This is a genomic window from Providencia sp. wls1914, assembly GCF_009706645.1.
Lineage (GTDB): Bacteria > Pseudomonadota > Gammaproteobacteria > Enterobacterales > Enterobacteriaceae > Providencia > Providencia zhijiangensis.
Genome location: NZ_WLUN01000016.1, coordinates 317,436 through 337,918, shown reverse-complemented (window position 1 = coordinate 337,918; position 20,483 = coordinate 317,436). Strand labels below are relative to the sequence as shown.

Annotated in this window: 17 protein-coding genes and 2 pseudogenes; 11 read left to right on the top strand and 8 right to left on the bottom strand. The window is 41.5% G+C overall.

The genetic code is table 11. From position 1 onward, the window contains the following. Positions 1–29: 29 nt before the first annotated feature. Both GKR74_RS12205 and GKR74_RS12200 read right to left on the bottom strand, forming a co-directional pair. Positions 30–650 (bottom strand): LysE family translocator, encoded by a 621-nt coding sequence (locus GKR74_RS12205; protein WP_154603773.1) that lies wholly within the window; start codon positions 648–650, stop codon positions 30–32. Positions 651–736: 86 nt separating this feature from the next. Beyond that, positions 737–1,645: a LysR family transcriptional regulator gene (locus GKR74_RS12200; protein WP_154603772.1), complete on the bottom strand. Its 909-nt coding sequence runs from the start codon at positions 1,643–1,645 to the stop codon at positions 737–739. A 151-nt stretch (positions 1,646–1,796) separates the two neighbouring features. Here GKR74_RS12200 and GKR74_RS12195 point away from each other — a divergent pair. The 5 genes and pseudogenes from GKR74_RS12195 to GKR74_RS12175 form a co-directional block, all read left to right on the top strand. Next, positions 1,797–1,988: pseudogene (locus GKR74_RS12195) on the top strand (tautomerase family protein); the annotation flags it as partial. A gap of 32 nt (positions 1,989–2,020) precedes the next feature. Continuing rightward, positions 2,021–3,154: pseudogene (locus GKR74_RS12190) on the top strand (quinone oxidoreductase family protein). A gap of 138 nt (positions 3,155–3,292) precedes the next feature. Next, complete coding sequence (locus GKR74_RS12185; protein WP_154603769.1) at positions 3,293–4,921, top strand: mucoidy inhibitor MuiA family protein; 1,629 nt, start codon at positions 3,293–3,295, stop codon at positions 4,919–4,921. A gap of 119 nt (positions 4,922–5,040) precedes the next feature. Next, a complete protein-coding gene (gene ydfG, locus GKR74_RS12180; RefSeq protein WP_154603768.1) occupies positions 5,041–5,787 on the top strand; it encodes a bifunctional NADP-dependent 3-hydroxy acid dehydrogenase/3-hydroxypropionate dehydrogenase YdfG in 747 nt (248 codons plus the stop codon). A 90-nt stretch (positions 5,788–5,877) separates the two neighbouring features. Beyond that, positions 5,878–6,249: a DUF1283 family protein gene (locus tag GKR74_RS12175; protein WP_006659792.1), complete on the top strand. Its 372-nt coding sequence runs from the start codon at positions 5,878–5,880 to the stop codon at positions 6,247–6,249. 82 nt (positions 6,250–6,331) lie between these two features. Here the strand turns inward: GKR74_RS12175 and bioD are convergent, their stop codons facing one another. The 3 genes from bioD to GKR74_RS12160 all read right to left on the bottom strand — a co-directional run bounded on the left by bioD (position 6,332) and on the right by GKR74_RS12160 (position 9,387). Beyond that, a complete protein-coding gene (gene bioD, locus GKR74_RS12170) occupies positions 6,332–7,009 on the bottom strand; it encodes a dethiobiotin synthase (RefSeq protein WP_154603767.1) in 678 nt (225 codons plus the stop codon). A gap of 141 nt (positions 7,010–7,150) precedes the next feature. Then, positions 7,151–8,362, bottom strand: coding sequence for an ROK family protein (locus GKR74_RS12165; protein ID WP_154603766.1), 1,212 nt, complete (start codon positions 8,360–8,362; stop codon positions 7,151–7,153). 119 nt (positions 8,363–8,481) lie between these two features. Beyond that, entirely contained in the window at positions 8,482–9,387 is a 906-nt protein-coding gene (locus GKR74_RS12160; protein ID WP_036947913.1) for a LysR family transcriptional regulator, read from the bottom strand. A 112-nt stretch (positions 9,388–9,499) separates the two neighbouring features. Here GKR74_RS12160 and GKR74_RS12155 point away from each other — a divergent pair, with 112 nt between their 5' ends. The 3 genes from GKR74_RS12155 (at position 9,500) to tus (ending at position 12,508) form a co-directional block, all read left to right on the top strand. After that, positions 9,500–10,762, top strand: a complete 1,263-nt coding sequence (locus tag GKR74_RS12155; protein WP_154603765.1) for an MFS transporter — start codon at positions 9,500–9,502, stop codon at positions 10,760–10,762. Between the two features lie 114 nt (positions 10,763–10,876). Next, entirely contained in the window at positions 10,877–11,449 is a 573-nt protein-coding gene (locus GKR74_RS12150) for a lytic polysaccharide monooxygenase (RefSeq protein WP_154603764.1), read from the top strand. 153 nt (positions 11,450–11,602) lie between these two features. Continuing rightward, positions 11,603–12,508, top strand: coding sequence for a DNA replication terminus site-binding protein (gene tus / locus GKR74_RS12145; RefSeq protein WP_154603763.1), 906 nt, complete (start codon positions 11,603–11,605; stop codon positions 12,506–12,508). 59 nt (positions 12,509–12,567) lie between these two features. Here the strand turns inward: tus and fumC are convergent, their stop codons facing one another. Beyond that, positions 12,568–13,965, bottom strand: coding sequence for a class II fumarate hydratase (fumC, locus tag GKR74_RS12140; RefSeq protein WP_036947899.1), 1,398 nt, complete (start codon positions 13,963–13,965; stop codon positions 12,568–12,570). A gap of 178 nt (positions 13,966–14,143) precedes the next feature. On the opposite strand from fumC, the gene manA reads away from it, so the two are divergent. The 3 genes from manA (at position 14,144) to add (ending at position 18,220) form a co-directional block, all read left to right on the top strand. Continuing rightward, a complete protein-coding gene (gene manA, locus GKR74_RS12135; RefSeq protein ID WP_154604406.1) occupies positions 14,144–15,319 on the top strand; it encodes a mannose-6-phosphate isomerase in 1,176 nt (391 codons plus the stop codon). 109 nt (positions 15,320–15,428) lie between these two features. Then, positions 15,429–17,069: a YdgA family protein gene (locus tag GKR74_RS12130; RefSeq protein ID WP_154603762.1), complete on the top strand. Its 1,641-nt coding sequence runs from the start codon at positions 15,429–15,431 to the stop codon at positions 17,067–17,069. Between the two features lie 149 nt (positions 17,070–17,218). Next, entirely contained in the window at positions 17,219–18,220 is a 1,002-nt protein-coding gene (gene add, locus GKR74_RS12125; RefSeq protein ID WP_336431327.1) for an adenosine deaminase, read from the top strand. A 177-nt stretch (positions 18,221–18,397) separates the two neighbouring features. Here add and GKR74_RS12120 read toward each other — a convergent pair whose 3' ends face one another. Both GKR74_RS12120 and GKR74_RS12115 read right to left on the bottom strand, forming a co-directional pair. Next, entirely contained in the window at positions 18,398–19,375 is a 978-nt protein-coding gene (locus GKR74_RS12120; RefSeq protein WP_154599237.1) for a bile acid:sodium symporter family protein, read from the bottom strand. A 59-nt stretch (positions 19,376–19,434) separates the two neighbouring features. Then, a complete protein-coding gene (locus GKR74_RS12115; protein ID WP_154603761.1) occupies positions 19,435–20,478 on the bottom strand; it encodes an oxidoreductase in 1,044 nt (347 codons plus the stop codon). Between the last annotated feature and the right edge of the window lie 5 nt (positions 20,479–20,483).

Genomic DNA, 20,483 nt, shown 5'->3' with positions numbered 1-20,483 from the left:
GTTTTATCTCAGCGTTCCTTGCTTTCAAACTATCTTCGACTTATCGCCAATTTTGCGGCAAACAATAGAAACAACAATCCGGTCATGCGATCCATACATTTAACCACCGCTGGCTTTTTCAAAATTCCAGAAGCATATCGAGTAGCAGCAATGAGTGTTAATGACCACAGCGTGCCAATCACTACGTGGATCGTAACCAGAAGAAATGTCCAGCCTATGGGAGAATGCCCGGTTGGGATAAATTGCGGTAAAAATGAAACATAGAAGATGCCCATTTTGGGGTTAAGCACATTACCCAACATCCCTCTTAGGAACCAATTGCTTGCAGGATTTTTTACTTCTTGACTCAAGCTAAATTGTTGTCGTGGTCGTAGTAACAATTGAATGCCTAACCAGAAAAGATAGGCAGCCCCGCACCATTTCAGCAATGTATAAGCAAGTTCAGAAACCGCTAATAAAGCCCCCAAACCAAAGGCCACTAATGCGCCCCAGATAAAACAGCCAACATCAATGCCTAACGCTGCATGGAAGGCTTTTCGGCCACCTTCAACGGCCGCGGTACGGAGAATGAGTGCGGTATCAAGACCCGGAGTTAAGGTGAGAAGTGTTGCTGCGAGAGTGTAAGCAAGTAGAGAATCTGTAACGGACATGCGCTATCTCCGAAAGAGCTAAGACTACTGAAATATTTACACAGTTGCAACAGTCATGGCGATCAGTGATGAAATCTTATCTTTCATTACGATTCATTACTCGTCATAAACTCAATAAACTTTCTTGTTTTCAACGGAATATAACGGGCATAGGGATAAATTAAAATAAACGGACGCGTTGTTCCTGCGTACTCTTGAAGAACTTCTACTAACTCACCGCGTTGCAATTCTTGCTCGACAGTAAATCGATATACCTGCATAAGGCCAGCCCCATTTTTCACTAATGTCAGGGTGGCCAAAAAATCCTGCTGGCATAACAAACGCCCTGTCGTCTCTACTTTTACAACATTCCCTTGTGAACGAAATGTCCACGGTATTTTTCTACCGCTACTGGGTAAGGAATACTGAATACATTCATGATGCATGAGGTCAGAAAGAGCATGGGGTGTGGAATGCTGCTGCAAATATGAAGGTGCCGCCACAATGATGAGTTCAGCATCCTCAAGGCGACGGGCAATTAATCCTGAATCATGTAACTCACTTCCTCTGATAGCAACATCATAGTTATCCTCTGAAAAATCAATATTTTCATTACTGACCTCCAGATTTATTTTCAACTGAGGATACAGAGAACAGAACTGATTTAATCGAGGGAGTAATCGATAATGCGCATAGAGTGTTGGAACACTAATCCGAAGTATCCCTACTGGAACCTGATGTTCCCCAGAGATTTTGTTTTCGGCCTCAATGAGCTGATTCAGCGCATTTCTGCAATCCAAATAATATTGTTGCCCCGTGTCGGTTGTTCGCATACTGCGTGTCGTTCTAACAAATAATCGGGTTTGCAATCTTTTTTCAAGTCGGCCAACAGAACGACTGACAGCCGCTGGTGTAACGCCAGCTGCATTAGCCGCCGCTGTAAAACTACCGGTTTCTACGGTAAGGCAGAACAATTCGATACTGCCCATTTGCATATCATCAAAATAGCGTTGCATAGCCACCTGAAAGATTAGTTACATAATGTATAAACTATAATAACACTGCGGTTATTTTTCAATTTTAAGTAATGAATTATTGTTATGGGCAACATCAATACAACAACGCCAACTTCTGTAATCAGTCGATGGCACGACAGAGAACAATAAAATGCCCTATATCAATATCAAAGTGACAGATGAAGGTGTCACCGACGATCAAAAAAAACGCCTCATTGAAGGTGCAACCACCCTGCTCAATCAGGTTCTTGGCAAGCCGAGATCGTCTGTTTTTGTCGTAATTGATGAAATCAAAACCGATAACTGGGGAGTTGGCGGGGAGACCGTAACCGATCTTAGAAAAACGAAAATTCACGATAAGTTGGAGATAAAAGTATGAAAGCTGCAGTCATTCATCAATTTGGTGGCCCTGAAGAAATAAAATATGAAGAGTTAAAAATGCCTCAACCGGGTCCAGGCGAAGTACTCGTTAAAACACTGGCAATTGGCACTAACCGACTTGACCACTATGTACGTTTAGGTGAAATTTCACCCGATATTACCTTTCCCCATGTTTTAGGTTCTGATGCAGTTGGCCAAGTTATAAATTGGGGTAAGGACGTCACTGGATTTAATGTCGGTGACCGCGTTATCTCAATGCCTGGTTATCCATTGGATCCGTCAGAAGTACATGTTCGCCCAGTGACAGTCGCCAGTAGTTACGCTATTCCTGGGGTTCACACTCAAGGGACCTATGCGGAATATATTGTCGTACCTGCGCAGTGGCTACTGATTGATAATACGGATTTACCCGTTGAGCAAATTGCTGCACTTCCGGTGCCACTACTTATTGCTATTCGTTCTGTTGAAATTGTTGGTGAAGTTAAAGCCGGTGATACCGTTCTGGTGCAGGCGGGTGCGTCAAGTACAGGGATGATGAGTATTCAAGTGGCGAAAGCACTCGGTGCTCGCGTGGTCACAACGGTACAGAATTCAAACTCTGTTGAAACAGTTAAAGAATTTGGCGCCGATTTTATTATTAACACCTCTGAACAGGACTTTGTTTCCGCCATCCATGAATGGACCGAAGGGAAAGGCGTTGACGTTGCAATTGATAACTTAGGTGGCGACATTCTTCAAAAAACAATCAATGTAGTGCAGCCAGAAGGCATTATTGTCTCAATGGGCTTTATGGCAGGTACGCAAGCGACAATCGATGTGCGTAACTTTTTCTTCACTCAAAAACAGCTGCGAGGAACATTGGTTGGCGATATAGAAGATTTTTCAAGATGGCTTCCTGCTATTAAAAAAGGGTTAATCAGACCATTGATTGACAGTACGATGCCGTTATCTCAGGCTGCTAATGCTCATGAGCGAATTGCAAACAACCAGGCACGTGGCGCGATTATACTTATCCCTTGATATTATTCCGCCTCAGCCACCGACCTCTATAATAGCCGGTGGCTTGTGTGCATTGAAATTCTTCTCTATCCTCAGAAATCAAAACATCTTTTTTTAAAAGTTAATTAAAAAATCAGCCAACCATTCTGATTATTCTTTATGAATAGAATCTTACTTTAAGCTTATTCTGTTATCTCAACTGATTAAATTCCAATATGATTAAAAACTATCAAGAAAACTAATTTATCCAGCTAATGGAGTATCAATATGTTTGTCACTCGCAAATTCACCAAAGGAATTTTATTTGTATCGGCGTTAGCGTCATGGCAAGCATTTGCTGAATCAGCACCGCTTTTGCACCCTCTTAAGCTCAATCAAGCCACGATCTTTTTACGCGGTGCTGAGTTAACGAATAGCGCCACTGTTAATTTACCGCAAGGCGAAAGTAAACTGGTTTTTACCAATGTTGCTGACCACCTTGATCAAAAAAGCCTTTCTATTAGCTTAGATAATGAAGATGTTTTGATCCGCTCAATTGACGTGCAAACCGTCACGGTGGAACCTGTCTACACGGGTGAAGTGGCAAATTTAAAAACACAAATAGATGCGATAACCAAACAAATTTCAGAGCTTAATATCAAGATAAAAGTGGGTGATGACCAACTCGCTTTACTGAAAGATCAGCGTTTTTTTGGTGAAACAACAACATTATCCCTTGAGCAGTCCGCATCTAAATTGGAGTTTATTCGCAAGCAAATGTCTGCGATATTGAGTGAAAACTTAGCGTATCAGCAGCAGATTGATGAATTGACAGAGAAACAAGCATTATTGCAGGCAAAATTTGAAGGAATTCTTCCCGATAATATTGGTGAGCAGACGCAAATTGTGTTGACGGTTGATACACCCAAAAATTTGAGCACTAACATGCAAATCTCGTATGTCACCCCCGATGCCGGTTGGTCTCCAAGTTATGATATTCGAGCTAAAGATATTGATAAACCAGTCAATATTACCTATAAAGCTGACGTCATTCAAAATACAGGCTTGGACTGGGATAAAGTTAAACTCACCCTTTCCTCTGCCAATCCAACACGCAATATCACCCCGCCATTTTTAGCACCATGGCTATTGTCAGTTTACGATCAATATAATCAAGGCTATATGAGCGAAAAAATGTCCGCGACCATGGATATGGAAGTAGCAGCACCTGCGCCAGTAGCGGAACTCTCTACAGTAAAAAAACGCAGCCCGGGTATGGCAAACTATGTGTCAACCAATACCAATGGCGTGAATCTCAGCTACAACATCGAATTACCTTTTAGCTTAGCCTCTACCCCTAAAGCAAAATCTATTACCATTAAGCAAGCGGATATTGACGCAAAATATCGTTATACATCAACACCAAAAATGGCTGAAGAAGTCTATTTGCAAGCACAAATTGATGACTGGGATACACTGAATTTACTGAATGGCCCTGCAAATATTTACTTTATGAACAGTTATGTCGGTGATTTTTACGTAAATTCAGGGCAATTAACTGAGACTCTCGATATTCCATTCGGTGTGGATGATAACATTCAAATTTCTCGTGTGAATAATGCGGCTATGCGTAAAAAACCGTCTTTTATGGGCTCCACAGTTGAGCAAAAAGAAAGCTTCTTAATTAAGGTACGTAATACGCGTAAAAATGACATTAAACTATCTGTTTACGACCAACTCCCGACGAGCAGAGATACCGATATTAAAGTGCTCAACCCTGAATATAAGGGCGGAAAATTGGATGAAACAGAGAATAAGATTGAATGGGATTTAACGCTTAAACCTCAAGAAATGGTCGAGTTGCCGTTAAGTTATACGCTGAAATACCCTAAAAATAAGCAGATTAATGGATTATAACTCGCTAAATAAGTTAATTATTTTATCGGTGTAAAAGAACTAAATAGGGGCTTGGAAGCCCCTTAATAATAAGGTTAGAATGATTCAAAACAAACAACGATAACAACCTGAGGTACCTAATGATTATTCTAGTAACCGGCGCAACATCAGGATTTGGTGAAGCTATTGCTCGCAAATTTATTCAACATAATTTCACTGTGATTGGGACAGGACGCAGAACTGAAAGATTAAATGCATTACATCAAGAATTGGGTGATAAATTTTATCCACTAACTCTGGATGTACAAGACCGAAAAGCCATTCAACACGCTGTCGCCAATTTGCCTTCCCACTTAAAAAACATCGATCTTTTAGTCAATAATGCGGGGCTTGCTTTAGGATTAGAGCCCGCATTTGATGCAAATCCGGATGACTGGGAAACCATGATCAACACAAATACCAAAGGCTTAGTCAATATGACTTATGAAGTGCTGCAAGGTATGGTGGAGAAAAATCACGGGCACATTATCAATATTGGTTCAACAGCTGCATCTTGGCCATATAAAGGCGGCAACGTTTACGGCGCAACCAAGGCGTTTGTGAAACAATTTTCCTTAGGATTACGTGCAGATTTAGTGGGCAAAAAAATCCGTGTGACCGATATTGAGCCTGGGTTAGTCGGTGGAACTGAGTTTTCAAATGTCCGTTTCAAAGGTGATGATGAAAAAGTCACAAATACCTATAAAGGCGCGGATGCCCTTACTGCTGAAGATATTGCGGAAACAGTTTATTGGGTGGCAACACTTCCGGCTCATATGAACGTTAATACACTGGAATTAATGCCAGTGTGCCAAACATTTGCTGGATTAACCGTACATAAACAATAATAAATTTTCGTACTATTCTATAAAGACGGCATTATTGTTTATTAGTTATACTCTGGCTATAGATCGAGTATTGAAACGAAAGGAAATTACATGAGCACGTCACAAAAATTTATCAAAAATGGTCTGGCTGCAATCTGCTTCTGCCTCCCTTTGATGTGGGTTAATGCGGCGCAAGCAGCTAATACATCATGCGCTGCGGGTAGCACTTGTGTTTCTGTCGGTAATGGTAGTAATGACCCGTTGAATAAAGAACAGGCGCGACAAGATAAAGAACAGTGGGATGAGACTAAAATGCTGCGTTCTAAAGTTAACCGCCGCACCGAAAAAGAGTTTGATAAGATTGATGCCGCATTTGATGCGAAAGATAAATGTGAGAAAAGTTTGAATCTTAATGCGTATTGGGAGCCAAATACTCAACGTTGCCTTGATGTTAACTCAGGCCGTCCAATTATCAATCCATAGTTGAAAATAGAATATCTCGGTAAAATAAAGGGCGCTATTTGCGCCCTTTTGCTTAGATATTAATTTAAAATTTATATAAAGATTAAAATGCAGGAACCGAAACAAACTCTTGCAGTTTTTCACCATTTAAATAATGTCCCAATTCTTTTTCTTCAGGACGCAATAAATAAGGAATTTCACCCAGTAATGGCGCATTAATATGTTGTTGCATACGCTGAATAATTTGAGCGTAATGTGCCAAGCCTGGGTTGATTCTATTGGCTAACCAACCGACTAACGGTAAACCATCCGCTCGAATAGCTTCAGCTGTCAATAATGCATGATTGACACACCCATGCTGAATGCCGACAACTAAGATCACGCCAACAGATTGTTTTTTCAGCCAATCGGCATAAAAAGTATTATCATCAAGAAGATAACGCCATCCGCCATTACCTTCGATAACGACTATGTCGCTTTGCTCATGAAGGTGGTCTAACCCTTTGTTGATTTTATTAAAATCGATACTGTTTTCATGGCTGTAATTATCGCCAAGTCTGACAGGGTTAACTTCATCATACGAGACAAGGTCTTGCGAAACACGGTGAATAAGAAGTGCATCCTTATTGCGCTTCCCTTCAGGTGTATCGATACATTGATCTGCAATAGGTTTGTACCCTACTGCTTTAATGCCTTGATTATTAAGTGCTTGTAATATTGCTAGTGTCGATACCGTCTTCCCGACATCTGTATCTGTCCCGGTAATAAATAGATTGTTCATGGTTGTTCTATCCTGAAGTGACAGACTAAGGTCAGCAAAATGCTATAAAAATGATATGAATTCAGTTTATGGGAATGGGGAAATGATAAGTTTGCGTTAGCTCAATTTTGTGTAAGATAGTGTGAAGTTTATCAAATTGTATTAGCCTTGCAGTAATTGCAACAACAGTGAGCCATCATAAAGTGCATTCTGAATTAATGCCGTTTCACTTTCTCTAATTGAAATTATTGATTTATCAAGCATTAATTTATTACTGTAAAGAGGGTTCCCATATAAAGAGATAAAATATTGTAGACGAGTAAGCCAGTAATTTTGCCCATCCGTTAAAGCCGAATTAACTAAAATCAATTCAGTTCCAAATAAATTAATCATCATTGCTAATGGATAAGCAAGGCGCTTGGCTGTTATATCGAGTAACAAAATACATAATGGATCATTTTCTATTGCGCCTCGACTAATTGTATTAATATCGACGCTCTCTTTATGCAAGATGGATGCGGGATAATCTGCAAGTAATTCCCTTGCTTGCTGAATAATTGCAGGAATAGCTATCTTAGTTTCTAAGCAGCCCTTTCCTCCACAATAGCAAGATTGTGGTCTTTCTGAATCAGTTTGAGTATGCGCAAATAATATAGGCTGATGTGTTATTGAATCCAAAGAATAACCGTGATTCAGCACCGCGACATTAACCACATCTTGAATTTGTAGATAAATAATATTTTTTTGTGGACGAGACTCTGAATATTTGAGGTGGTCGCCGATAGCCAGGGCATTAACAGTTGGGTGAAGATAGACGGGCAGACCTGTTTTTTCTGTTAGCAATTCACCAATATCCAGTTGGTGAACATGGTAGTCAGGCAACCTATGAATAACCCCGGAATAAGAGTCTAAGAGACCATCTAATAAGATACTGATCGCCGTGACTCTTTCTAAGTGAGATGCGTTTTCTTCGAAAAACAGACCAATCAGTTCCGACAACCGATCACTAAATTGTTGATTGCCTTTTACATCAAAAGGATAGCTTTTTTCTGTGAGGGTTTTAGCATTAATTTCTTTTAACGAAATGATGGCGTGTTGTTGTTCAATTCGAATGGCTAAAAATTGCCAACCTTCACTTTCAATGACTAACCCAACAGCTGGACGCCCTCTTAACCCTAATACTGGAAATTCACGTTCTTGTATCAAGTGAGCATCCATCAGTTCACGGGTAATTTTGGTGATACTCGCTGGGGCCAATTGAGACTGTTTTGATAACGCAATACGGGAAATAGGACCATGCTGTGCAATAATTCGGTACACAAGCCCAGTATTTAATTGCTTTATTTGGTCGGTATTCCCCGTTTGGTTTATCATCTTAACACTCAGAAATCGTTATAAATTATGATTGATTATGCCTGATACAAATGAAAATGCGGCTACATTTACATATAAAACGTGATACAAATCTCGTTAATCATTTCAAATTCTACGCCTTATATACCCACAATATTGTGCAGCAGTAACTCAGTCAGTTTTTTGGCTGCAGCAGGTGGCGTTCGTCGCGTATTGTAGACTAACCAAACCTCTGAAGTAGCTTGAATATTCGCGAGTTTTAGATATCTCACGCCGTCAATCTTCATTCGTGTAAAGGATTCAGTGATGATAGAAATTCCCATTCCAGCAGACACTAAGCCTAGAATGGTCATAGCTTCCCCCGCTTCTTGGGAAATAGTAGGAACCACCCCTTCAGAGGCTAATAATTGGTTAATCTCATCATACAGCGCCGTACCCACTTCCCGCTCAAAGAAAACTAACGGGTAAGCCGCAAGCTGCTTAATATCGACCCCACTTTCTTCGAAAGCCAGTAAAGGATGCCCTTCATAAACAGCAACCATGAAAGGCTCTCTGAATAATAATTGATAGTCCAATTGTTCAGGCAATATTGTATTGCGCATGATGCCAATGTCTATGCGTCCAGTCACTAAAGGCGGGATTTGCTGCTTCGTATTCATTTGATGCATATGAATGGAAACATCAGGGTATGCTTCTCGGTATTGGCGCAGGCTCATAGTGACTTTATGCATAAATGGCGTTGTGGACGTAAAGCCAATAGACAGTTCGCCAAGCTCCCCTTTTTCCATCCGAGCCGCTTTGGTCGCTGCCGCATCGACCTGTCCTAAAATTTGGTAGGCTTCTTTGAGAAACATGGCACCGGCTGGCGTTAAGGCGACATTGCGGTTATTGCGCTCTAATAATTTGGCATTTACCATCTCTTCAAGAGCTTGGATCTGCTGGCTTAATGGTGGCTGAGACATGTGCAAGCGCTCAGCCGCACGTCCAAAATGTAGCTCTTCGGCAACAGCAATAAAATAACGTAGGTGGCGTAATTCGATGTTCATCTGATTGATATTTTAAATGTATCATTATGTATTATTAATATATTAGACAAAAAAATAGAAAGTTTCTATTCTTTGATCGAAATCAAGTCCGTCTAGTCGTCAAGGAATTTACATGGAACAGCAGTCAAATAGCCTCTCAACGAGCCAATCTCTCCAAGGAAAACAAACCAAAACCTTGACCAATGCAGCCCCGAAAAAACACTATATTCAACGGGATGATGCGCTGTATCTGCGTGTAACGCTGTCATTTTTTACTGTGGGTTTTGCAACATTTGCGTTGCTGTACTTTGTACAACCTATTCTGCCAATGTTGTCCGCGGACTTTAATATTTCCCCGGCGACTGCCAGTTTATCACTCTCCTTAAGTACGGGATTAATGGCATTAGGGTTATTGATCACCGGCCCTATTTCCGATGCAATTGGTCGTAAAAATGTGATGGTCATTTCCCTGACGTGTGCTGCACTCTTTACGTTAATGAGTTCAATAATGGAAAGCTGGCAAGGGATTTTGATCGCTCGCGCATTAGTGGGGTTATCGCTTAGTGGTGTAGCGGCCGTCGCCATGACCTATTTGAGCGAAGAAATACATCCGAGCTATGTTGCACTGTCGATGGGTTTATATATCAGTGGTAACTCTATCGGAGGAATGAGTGGACGCTTAATGACTGGGGTAATTGCCGACTTTTATTCATGGCGAGTCGCGGTTGTTATTTTAGGCTCATTGGCGTTGTTGGCGGCGATTGGATTCTGGCGTTTATTACCACCATCCCAACACTTTCGTGCAAGCTCTCTGAAACCTAAAAACCTTTGGGTTAACTTACATTTACATCTACGTGATACGGGTTTGCCCTGGTTATTTGTTGAGGGCTTTATCTTGATGGGCGGTTTCGTCACCATGTATAACTACATTGGATATCGCTTACTTGAATCACCTTATAATTTTAGTCAGTCTGTCGTGGGATTCTTATCTGTTATTTATTTAACAGGAACTTACAGTGCGACGAAAACAGGGAGCTTGACCCAGAAACATGGTTTTGGGCGAATTTTAATTGCAGCCATTGCGATGATGTTAATCGGCGTAATTTTGACGTTACACAGTAATATTTGGGTCATTTTATTAGGCATGACAGTATTGACCACCGGATTCTTCGCCGGGCATTCCGTTGCAAGTAGCTGGGTGGGACGTCGCGCTAAACGGGCAAGAGGACAAGCATCGTCCCTCTATTTGTTTAGCTATTATGCGGGTTCCAGTATAGCCGGTACATTGGGCGGTTTTTTCTGGTCGGCATATGGCTGGAATGGCGTCGCGTTATTTATTGCGGCGCTTCTACTGGCCGGCGTAGGTATCGCATATAAGTTAAAAACCAAATGTTAGTGACTTATAAATTACCGAATAATCCAATAAGTTAACTGCTGCTAAAGGTTAGAATTCACATCCTCATCATGGTTAATAGAAAATATATAAATTAATCAATGATGAGGATCTTCAATGAAAAAATTATTATTATTTCCTTTATTACTCTGCTATAGCTACTTTGCCCTGCCTCATGGCTATATCGAATATCCCGCAAGCCGAGCCTACCTGTGTAAATTACAAACCAATAAAAACTGTGGCGCTGTCCAGTATGAACCTCAATCGGTTGAAGGATTGAAAGGTTTTCCTCGAAAAGGGCCGATTGACGGCAAAATTGCCAGTGCAGGTATTGCGGCTTTTTCGCCTCTCGATGTTCAGCAACCTTTTCGTTGGACTCGCATGTTTATAGAAGCTCCCGATTTTGATTTTTTCTGGCGCTTAACGGCTATTCATAAAACAACGAAATGGGAATATTTTATTACGCGGAAAGATTGGAACCCAAGTGAGCCATTAACTCGAGCGCAATTTGAATTAACACCATTTTGCAAATACGAAAAAGTAGAGACACCGGCGAGTTTAGTGCAACACAATTGCAGGCTCCCTCAAAATTATCAAGGTTATCATGTTGTTTTAAGTGTTTGGACCATAGATGACACGGCCAATGCATTTTATCAAGTTATTGATATAGAAGTAGATTATAAGAAATAACAGCAAGAAAATTCCATGATGGGATAGTATAATACCCTACTTCGCTATCCCTTAATTTCCTGATTAAGCTAGTTGATAAACACGGATGTTAATGCTACTTTTGTTTTATAAAGCAGAGAATGTTGTAACTAAATATAGAGTTGAATACATCAAATGTCCAAACAACAGTTAATTAGCTCATTTAATCGATTAGAGTCGAATATTAGTCTGTTATGCCAATTGCTTCAGGCGCAAAAAGATATCCATGCGGCTGTATTTAGTTTACCGGAAACCCTTAAAGGGGATGAAAACAATGAAGTCAATTCTATCTTTGTAGATAAACATACGGGACACGATGCAATCACCCAAACAGTAGAGCTATTTAAGCTTTTGTTTATTCATAAAAAATCGGAATTAGTTAGCAATAAAACCGCGATACGTTTGCCTGGCGCGATTTGTTTAGCTCCCTCTTATACCGAATATAAACAATTTCAGCAGTTAATTTCTGATATCAACCAATTAAAAATAGACATAAAGCAGATAGTGACCCATGTTGATGAGGCTCATCGTTTTGAATTTATAAGAGAAAGCTTGCATGGGCTACTTACGCTGAATACCTATAGAACCTTCACCTCTGTTGTCGACCCCGATACCATTCGTTTTGGGTGGGCAAATAAGAAAGTGATCAATAAAGTGACTCAAGAAGAGATGCTCAACCGTTTACAAGCCAGTTTAGAAAGCGGAAGAACACCGGCTCATTTACAGCGCGAACATTGGCAGTTACAGTTAGAAACTGAGATCCAGTTAGTTCGCTCCCTTCCCCATGATTGCATTCTAAAAACACAGCGTCCGGTAAAAGTTCAACCTATCGCCCGAGTTTGGGACAAAGAAACGCAGAAACAGACTCAATATCCTTGTGCCACGCCGATATTGGTTTTTGCTGTTGATAAAGCATTGAGTGACATAAAACTGGGGGAGCTGGCGGATTATCATCAAGACAGTATCGCACTGCGTAATCGCCCAAAAGCTAAGCCAGTTGAATTACTGATACCACGCTTAAATCTGTATATAGAGCGATAAAAAAGCCCCTGCTCTATTTCTAGTTTAGGGGCCGAAAACCTTATCTTAGATAAAGATAATTACGATTTCATGCTGCCAACCATATCTTCTGGACGAACCCATTCATCAAATTGAGCTTCAGTTAAGTAGTTCAATTTCAGAGCAGATTCTTTCAGGGTCAGGCCTTCTTTATGCGCTTTTTTCGCGATTTCAGCTGCTTTGTCGTAGCCGATATGGGTATTTAGCGCAGTCACCAGCATCAGAGATTCGTGCAGTAATTTCTCGATACGCTCACGGTTTGGTTCGATACCTTCCGCACAGTGTTCGTTGAAGCTACGCATACCATCAGCTAATAAACGGATAGATTGTAAGAAATTATCGATAACCATTGGACGGAATACGTTCAATTCAAAGTTACCAGAAGCACCACCAATGTTAACTGCAACATCGTTACCCATAACTTGAGCACACAGCATGGTTAATGCTTCGCACTGTGTTGGGTTAACTTTGCCTGGCATGATTGAGCTGCCTGGTTCGTTTTCAGGAATCGAAATTTCGCCGATACCACAACGAGGGCCCGATGCTAACCATCTAACATCGTTAGCAATTTTCATTAAAGAAGCTGCTAAGCCTTTTAATGCACCGTGTGCGTGAACTAATGCATCACAAGTTGCTAATGCTTCAAATTTGTTCGGTGACGTCACAAACGGTTGGCCAGTTAATTCGGCGATTTTTTTCGCAACACGAACCGCATATTCAGGGTGAGTATTCAGCCCTGTACCAACAGCCGTACCACCTAATGCAAGCTCACAAACATGTGGCACTGCATTTTCAATATGTTTTTCATTATGGGCTAACATCGCCGCCCAGCCTGAAATTTCCTGACCCAATGTTAATGGCGTTGCATCTTGTAAATGCGTACGACCGATCTTAACAATGTCTTTGAATTCTTTTGCTTTCGCATCGAGGGTTTTATGCAGAACTTTCAGTTCTGGCAGCAAATGCTCACGCATCGCGACAACGGCCGCTACGTGCATTGCTGTTGGGAAGACGTCGTTAGAGCTTTGGCTCTTGTTAACATCGTCATTTGGGTGGATCAGACGGTCGTTACCGCGCTGTCCGCCGAGGATTTCGCTACCACGGTTAGCAAGTACCTCATTCATGTTCATGTTACTTTGAGTACCAGAACCAGTTTGCCAGATAGCGAGAGGGAATTCTGTTGGATGCTTGCCAGCAAGGACTTCGTCTGCCGCAGCGATAATCGCATCACCGCGATCTTTTGGCAGTAAACCTAAATCCATGTTCACGCTTGCGGCCGCTTTTTTAGTAACGGCTAATGCGTGGATCAGAGCAACAGGCATTTTCTCTACAGAGATACGGAAATGTTCTAAAGAACGCTGCGTTTGCGCGCCCCACAAGTGGTCAGCAGGTACTTCAATTGGTCCCATTGAGTCTTTTTCAATGCGAGTGGCTGCCATTACTAGCTCCTTAGGTACATATTCAGAATAATTAATTTTAGAATCATCTGCTTGCAGGTAAGCAAATAACCGAGCAGTATAATGCCACAAATTGAATTTCAATTATGAGACTTGGTCGAGCTTATTGTGCTGTAGTAAAAAGGAAATTAGTTGATTTTTGCAAAAAGAGAGATTTGATATGCTAAAAATGATTAACCAAATCCAACACTATGATTGGGGAAGTAAAACGGCCCTCAATGAACTGTATGGTTATCCTAATCCGGATAATTTACCTATGGCTGAACTTTGGATGGGCGCTCACCCCAAAGCCAGTTCTGAGGTCATATCCCCCTTAACACATCAGAAAATCTCGTTAAACGCATTCATTAACGAAAACCCAGAGAAAATACTGAGTAAACATATTGCCGAGCACTTTGGCCGCCTGCCTTATTTATTTAAAGTACTGTGTGCTGCGCAACCGCTATCTGTTCAGGTTCATCCTAATAAACATGATGCAGAAATAGGATTCGCTAAAGAAAATGCACAAGGGATCCCGTTAGATTCCCCTATCCGTAATTATAAAGATGATAATCATAAACCAGAGCTGATTTATGCTTTAACGTCTTTTAAAGCAATGAATGCATTTCGTCCTATAGATGAAATTGTCGAATTATTCAGCTTTATTGCAGCCGCTCACCCTGAAATTCAACTATTTGTCCAAACACCAAGTGAAGAACGACTTAAAAAACTATTTGCACAGATTCTTAATCTGACAGGCGAGCAAAAAGATCTTGCTATAGGGGTATTAAAAGCCGCACTGAATAGCAAACAAGGAGAGCCTTGGAATTCAATTAAACAAATGGTGAACTTATATCCAGACGATAATGGTTTATTTACACCTTTAATGCTAAATATCGTTGAATTACAACCAGGTGACGCCATGTTTTTAGCCGCTAGAACCCCTCACGCCTATTTAGAAGGTGTTGGGTTAGAAGTAATGGCTAATTCAGATAACGTCTTACGAGCGGGATTGACCAGTAAACATATCGATGTTCAAGAATTGGTTGATAATATTGATTTTAAATCAATTAAAGCTGAGGATTTGTTCAATATCCCCGAAAAATCTGGAAATGTCTGGAAATATAAGATCCCAGTAGAAGATTTTTCATTTAATATATATTCTATTGACTGCTCGGGGGTATCCATAACTAACCATGTTGCTTCAATTTTGTTCTGTATTGAAGGTAAGTTAGTATTGCGATCAGGTAATCAAGAAATAAACATGAATTCTGGTGAATCTGTTTTCTTACCTGCTTATGAAGATAACATTTCTATTAAAGGAAATGGTCAATTAGCCCGAGTATTTAATTTTTAGGTCGTATTCTGTATTTAGCCGTTGGTACACACAGCCAAACGGGTAATAAAAACTTATATTATTTTTACATAAGTACGTTTTGTACGTACTGAAAGGATGGATGTTGATAATGAAAAAGTCATTAGTTGCGGTAGGTGTTATCGTTGCTCTGGGCGCAGTATGGACTGGCGCATCATGGTACACAGGTTCAAAAGTTGAAGCTGAACTGAATAAAGTGATTACGAATTCCAATGCGTTTATCACCGCTAACGATCCAAGTGCTGATGTTGTCTTTAAATTAGAGAACTACAAACGTGGTGTGTTCTCTTCTCAAGCTGACATCGTCATTACTTCAACCACTTCTGCTGACGAAAACATCGTCTTTAAAGCGGATATCTCACACGGTCCGCTGCCATTATCTCAAGTGGCTAAATTCAACCTGATGCCAAAATTGGGTGCAGTAAATGTTGAATTAGCGAACACTAAAGTGACTAAAGAGCTGTTTGAAGCGACTAAAGGCAAGCCATTCATGCATGGTTCTGCAGTTATCGGCTACAGCAAAAACGTGGATTCTAGCATTGAGCTGATCCCTCTCGAATACACAAAAGATGACGGTAAGTTCTCTTTCAGTGGTGCTAAATTTGATATCGCAACCGGTTCTGACTTAAGCACCGTTGATGCATCTTTAGTGACTGATAGCTTAGTCATTAGCAGCACCAAGGAAGAAGGCTCTATCACTATGAAAGGCCTGAAGCTGGTTTCTAACGTAACGAAATCTCAGCACGGCTTCTATACTGGTACTCAATCTTTCGTGATCGCAGATACTGATGTTAGCATCCCTGAAACTAAGTTCTCGTTCAAAAACCTAGACGTTTCAAGTGATACTTCTATCAACGGTGATGATGTTAAAGGTAACATTTCTTACAAAATCAGCGATGTGAAAGCGTTAGAGCAAAACTTAGGTTCTGGTGAGCTGACTGTTGCTATCGAAAAATTAGATGCGAAAGCATTAGGCAAGTTTGTTGAACAATACAACCAAGCACTGGCTGATGGCTTAGCAACAGGCAACCCAGGTGAAGTTAGCGAAAAAATCGCAATGCAGATGATGACCACCACTCTGCCAGAGCTGATGAAGAGCAAGCCTGTATTCACTATGAGCCCGTTCTACTGGAAAAACGATGCTGGTCAAAGTTCTATCGACCTGAGCATCACATTCAACAAGTGGAATCAAGACGAAATCACTGCGTTAGCGATGCAAAACAAAGTGGATGAAGCGTTCAAGCAACTGATCACTTCTTTTGACTTCAGCATGAAACTGAACAAGCCAATGATCATTGAGTCAATGACTCAAGCGATGATCTTAGATGGCGGCGTAGCAGTATCAGCAGAAGATAAGAAAGCGGTTCAAGAACAAGTTTCTGAAGAGTTCGCAGGCGTTCAACAAATGCTGACAGCAGATATGTTCTCTAACCCGTTCGAAGAAATGTTCATGACTGATGAACAACGCGCAGAAAAAGCAAAAGAGAAAAAACACCCTTGGATGATCGACAGCGAAAACGATTTAACCATGACTGTTAAATTCTCTGGTAACGACCTGACCTTCAACGACGACAAATATACCTTAGCTGAATTCTTAACTAAGATGAAAATGATGCCGGGCGCAGAAGATGAAATGGGTTACGAAGAAGAAGCTCAACCAGCTGATGGTGCAGAAGTTGCAGAACCTGCAATTGAAGCAGAACAACCAGCAGAAGCGCCAGCCGCACAGTAATTGATTCTTAAGATAATTTTTCCTTAAGATAAATCAAGTAAACGCCAGTCACACAGACTGGCGTTTTTCTTTTTATCACCCTCTTTTTCATTGATTTTTACTCAATTACAGACAAAATGGAGGCAATATATCTATAAGGATCATTTATTGTGATAAACAAACAACTCCCACTCACGGATTTACATCGCCACCTTGATGGCAATATTCGCCCTGAAACCATTCTTTCCCTTGCACAACAACATCATATTCAGCTTCCAGCCGATGAAATTGAAGCATTACGCCCTCACGTTCAAATTATGGGACAAGAAGCCGATTTAGTGGGCTTTTTGACTAAACTGGACTGGGGTGTTGCTGTCCTCGCGGATTTAGATGCTTGTAAGCGCGTCGCATTTGAAAACGTGGAAGATGCGTTCAACGCAGGCATCGATTATGCTGAATTGCGTTTCTCCCCTTACTATATGGCCATGAAGCACCAGCTTCCTGTTGAGGGTGTTGTCGGCGCAGTGATTGATGGTATTGACGCTGGTTGTCGCCAATATGATATCCAAGTCAATCTGATTGGTATTTTAAGCCGTACATTTGGACAGCAAGCTTGTGCTATTGAATTAGACGGCCTTCTCGCTCATCGAGATAAACTGTGCGCTCTCGATTTAGCGGGTGATGAGTTAGGATTCCCAGGCGCCCTATTTGAAGAGCATTTTACCAAAGCACGTAATACTGGACTCAATATTACCGTTCATGCTGGTGAAGCCGCGGGCGCAGCCAGTATTTGGCATGCGATCAAGCATTTAGGCGCTCAACGTATTGGTCATGGCGTAAAAGCCATTGAAGATCCTGAACTGATTGAGTTTTTAGCCAAGAATAATATTGGGATTGAAAGCTGTTTAACTTCAAACATTCAAACCAGCACCGTTCCTTCACTAGCTCAGCACCCATTGAAAGCATTTTTATCCCACGGTGTATTAGCATCCATTAATACCGATGACCCTGCTGTTCAAGGTATTGAGCTGCCATACGAATATAATGTGGCTGCACCGCAAGCGGGCCTAACACAGTCTGAAATTGAGCAGGCTCAACGTAATGGTTTAACCATGGCATTCCTTTCCGACAGCGAAAAAGCTGCATTAATGCGTAAAGCAGCCAGCCGATAATCCCCGTTATAACCGCCTATAACCAATCCTAGGGCAGAACGCTTCTCTGCCCTTGTTAACCTTTCGATATTTCAAGTTTTCTCTGTTGCTAACTTATTTATAGTAATAAACCCATTAGTATGTTGTAACTAAACTAATGTATTGATAAAGGCAGCTATCGCTGCCTCATCATGCTAATTATTGTTTTTCTAATCGTTTGGCATATTTCTGGGCTATCACCGCACACACCATTAATTGAATTTGATGGAAAATCATTAATGGCAGCAAAATAATCCCCACTGTTGCCGCTGGGAATAAAACGTTCGCCATCGGCACGCCGTTCGCTAAACTCTTTTTCGAGCCACAGAACAAAATGGTAATTTCATCTTCCTTGCTAAATCCAAGAAGGCGCGCAGACATCACGTTAATCACCATTACCACCACTAACACCACGCAAGAAACTAATGTAATGATAAACAATGAATAAGCATCGATAGTTTGCCAGATCCCCTCCACTACCGCTTCACTGAACGCCACGTAAACCACCAGAAGAATCGATGAGCGGTCAGTGGTATTCACCAATCGTTTATGGCGATTAATCCAGTTAGCAATTAACGGACGACACAAATGGCCAACAATAAACGGCACCATTAATTGCAACATAATAGAGCCAATTGCGTTCAGAGTGTCCATGGCTTGGCTACCATCGGTATCCATGAGTACTCCCACCAAAACAGGTGAGAGGAAAACCCCTAAAATACTGGATGCCGAAGCACTACAAATCGCAGCAGCAACGTTGCCCCCTGCTACCGAGGTAAATGCAATCGCTGACTGCACGGTTGCTGGCAACGCACATAAATAAAGGAATCCCATGTATACCGTCGGTGACATCCAATGAGGCACCATGAAACGTAACGCAATACCAATAATGGGAAAGAGAATAAAAGTACTGGCAAATACCAGTAAATGAAGCCGCCAGTGCCCCATCCCTGCAACAATAGATTCTCTGGATAATTTAGCGCCATGCATAAAAAACAGTAGCGCGATTGCCGCTGTGGTCAAGTGCTGAAAAACGGTTTTAACTTCCCCTTCACATGGGAAAATACTGGCGATAACAACCACGCCAATCATGATCAACAGAAAAGAGTCTATTTTGAGTTTTGCTAATAAATTCATTCGATTTTCCACAAATAAAAAGCCAGGTTTCACTCTGGCTTTATCTTCAACGTTGAACCTTAGAAAATATTTTCGATGGTACGTTTTTCTTTTGCTGATTGGATACCTGCCTCAATCAGTTTCATAATATCGATAGCTTCACTTGGCGTCACAGGATTTGGCTTACCGAGGCGGATAGCATCATAAATGGCTTCATAATAGCCGCCATAGTTGCCTTTTTCATTGTTCCACGGCTTCGTCACCATTTCATCGCCTTGTGACAGGGTCACAATACCATGGTTCGGATCTTCCCCCCAATGCTCTCCTTGCGGAATCGCGCCGCTTTTTAACGCATCTTCTTGAGTATCCAGACCATATTTCACGTAACTGCCCTTCATTCCATGAATGGTATAGATTGGCATTGGCGCAGCGGCAAGTGTCGTTGAGTGTAGAACCACTTTTTTATCTGCGTAATCCAGCATTGCATGGAAATAATCCACCGCTTCCGCCCCCGGACGAATAATACCGAGATCCACCGTAATCGCTTTTGGCTTGCCAAAATATTGCAGGACTTGGTCAATAACGTGCGGCCCTAAATCGTACCAAATTCCTGCCCCTGGAATATTGGCTTCGCGCCAGCGTTGTCTAACCACGGGACGAAAACGGTCAAAATGAGATTCATAATATTTAATCTCACCTAAACAACCATCTTGCAGGATTTTTTTCACGGTACGATAACCCGAGTCCCAGCGGCGATTATGGTAAACCGACAACAATTTGCCTGCTTTTTCAGCTCGTTGTTGAAGGTCTTCGGCTTCTTTGACATCGAGTGTAAAGGGTTTATCGACCACCACATGCTTACCCGCTGCTAGCGCTTTACAGGCTAATGGGTAGTGAGTGTCATTAGGGGTTGGGATCACCACCAGTTCAATTTCAGCATCTGCGAACAACTCTTCTGGTGTGCCCACTACCTTAACATTAGGATGGTCGGCATGAACTTTGCTCGCATCGCTACTGGAGATTGTGGTTAGTTCAAACTCCTCTAACATGGCTAAAAATGGGGCATGGAAAGTTTTGCTGGCATAACCGTACCCGACAATCCCAACTTTAATTGGCTTGGACATGTTGA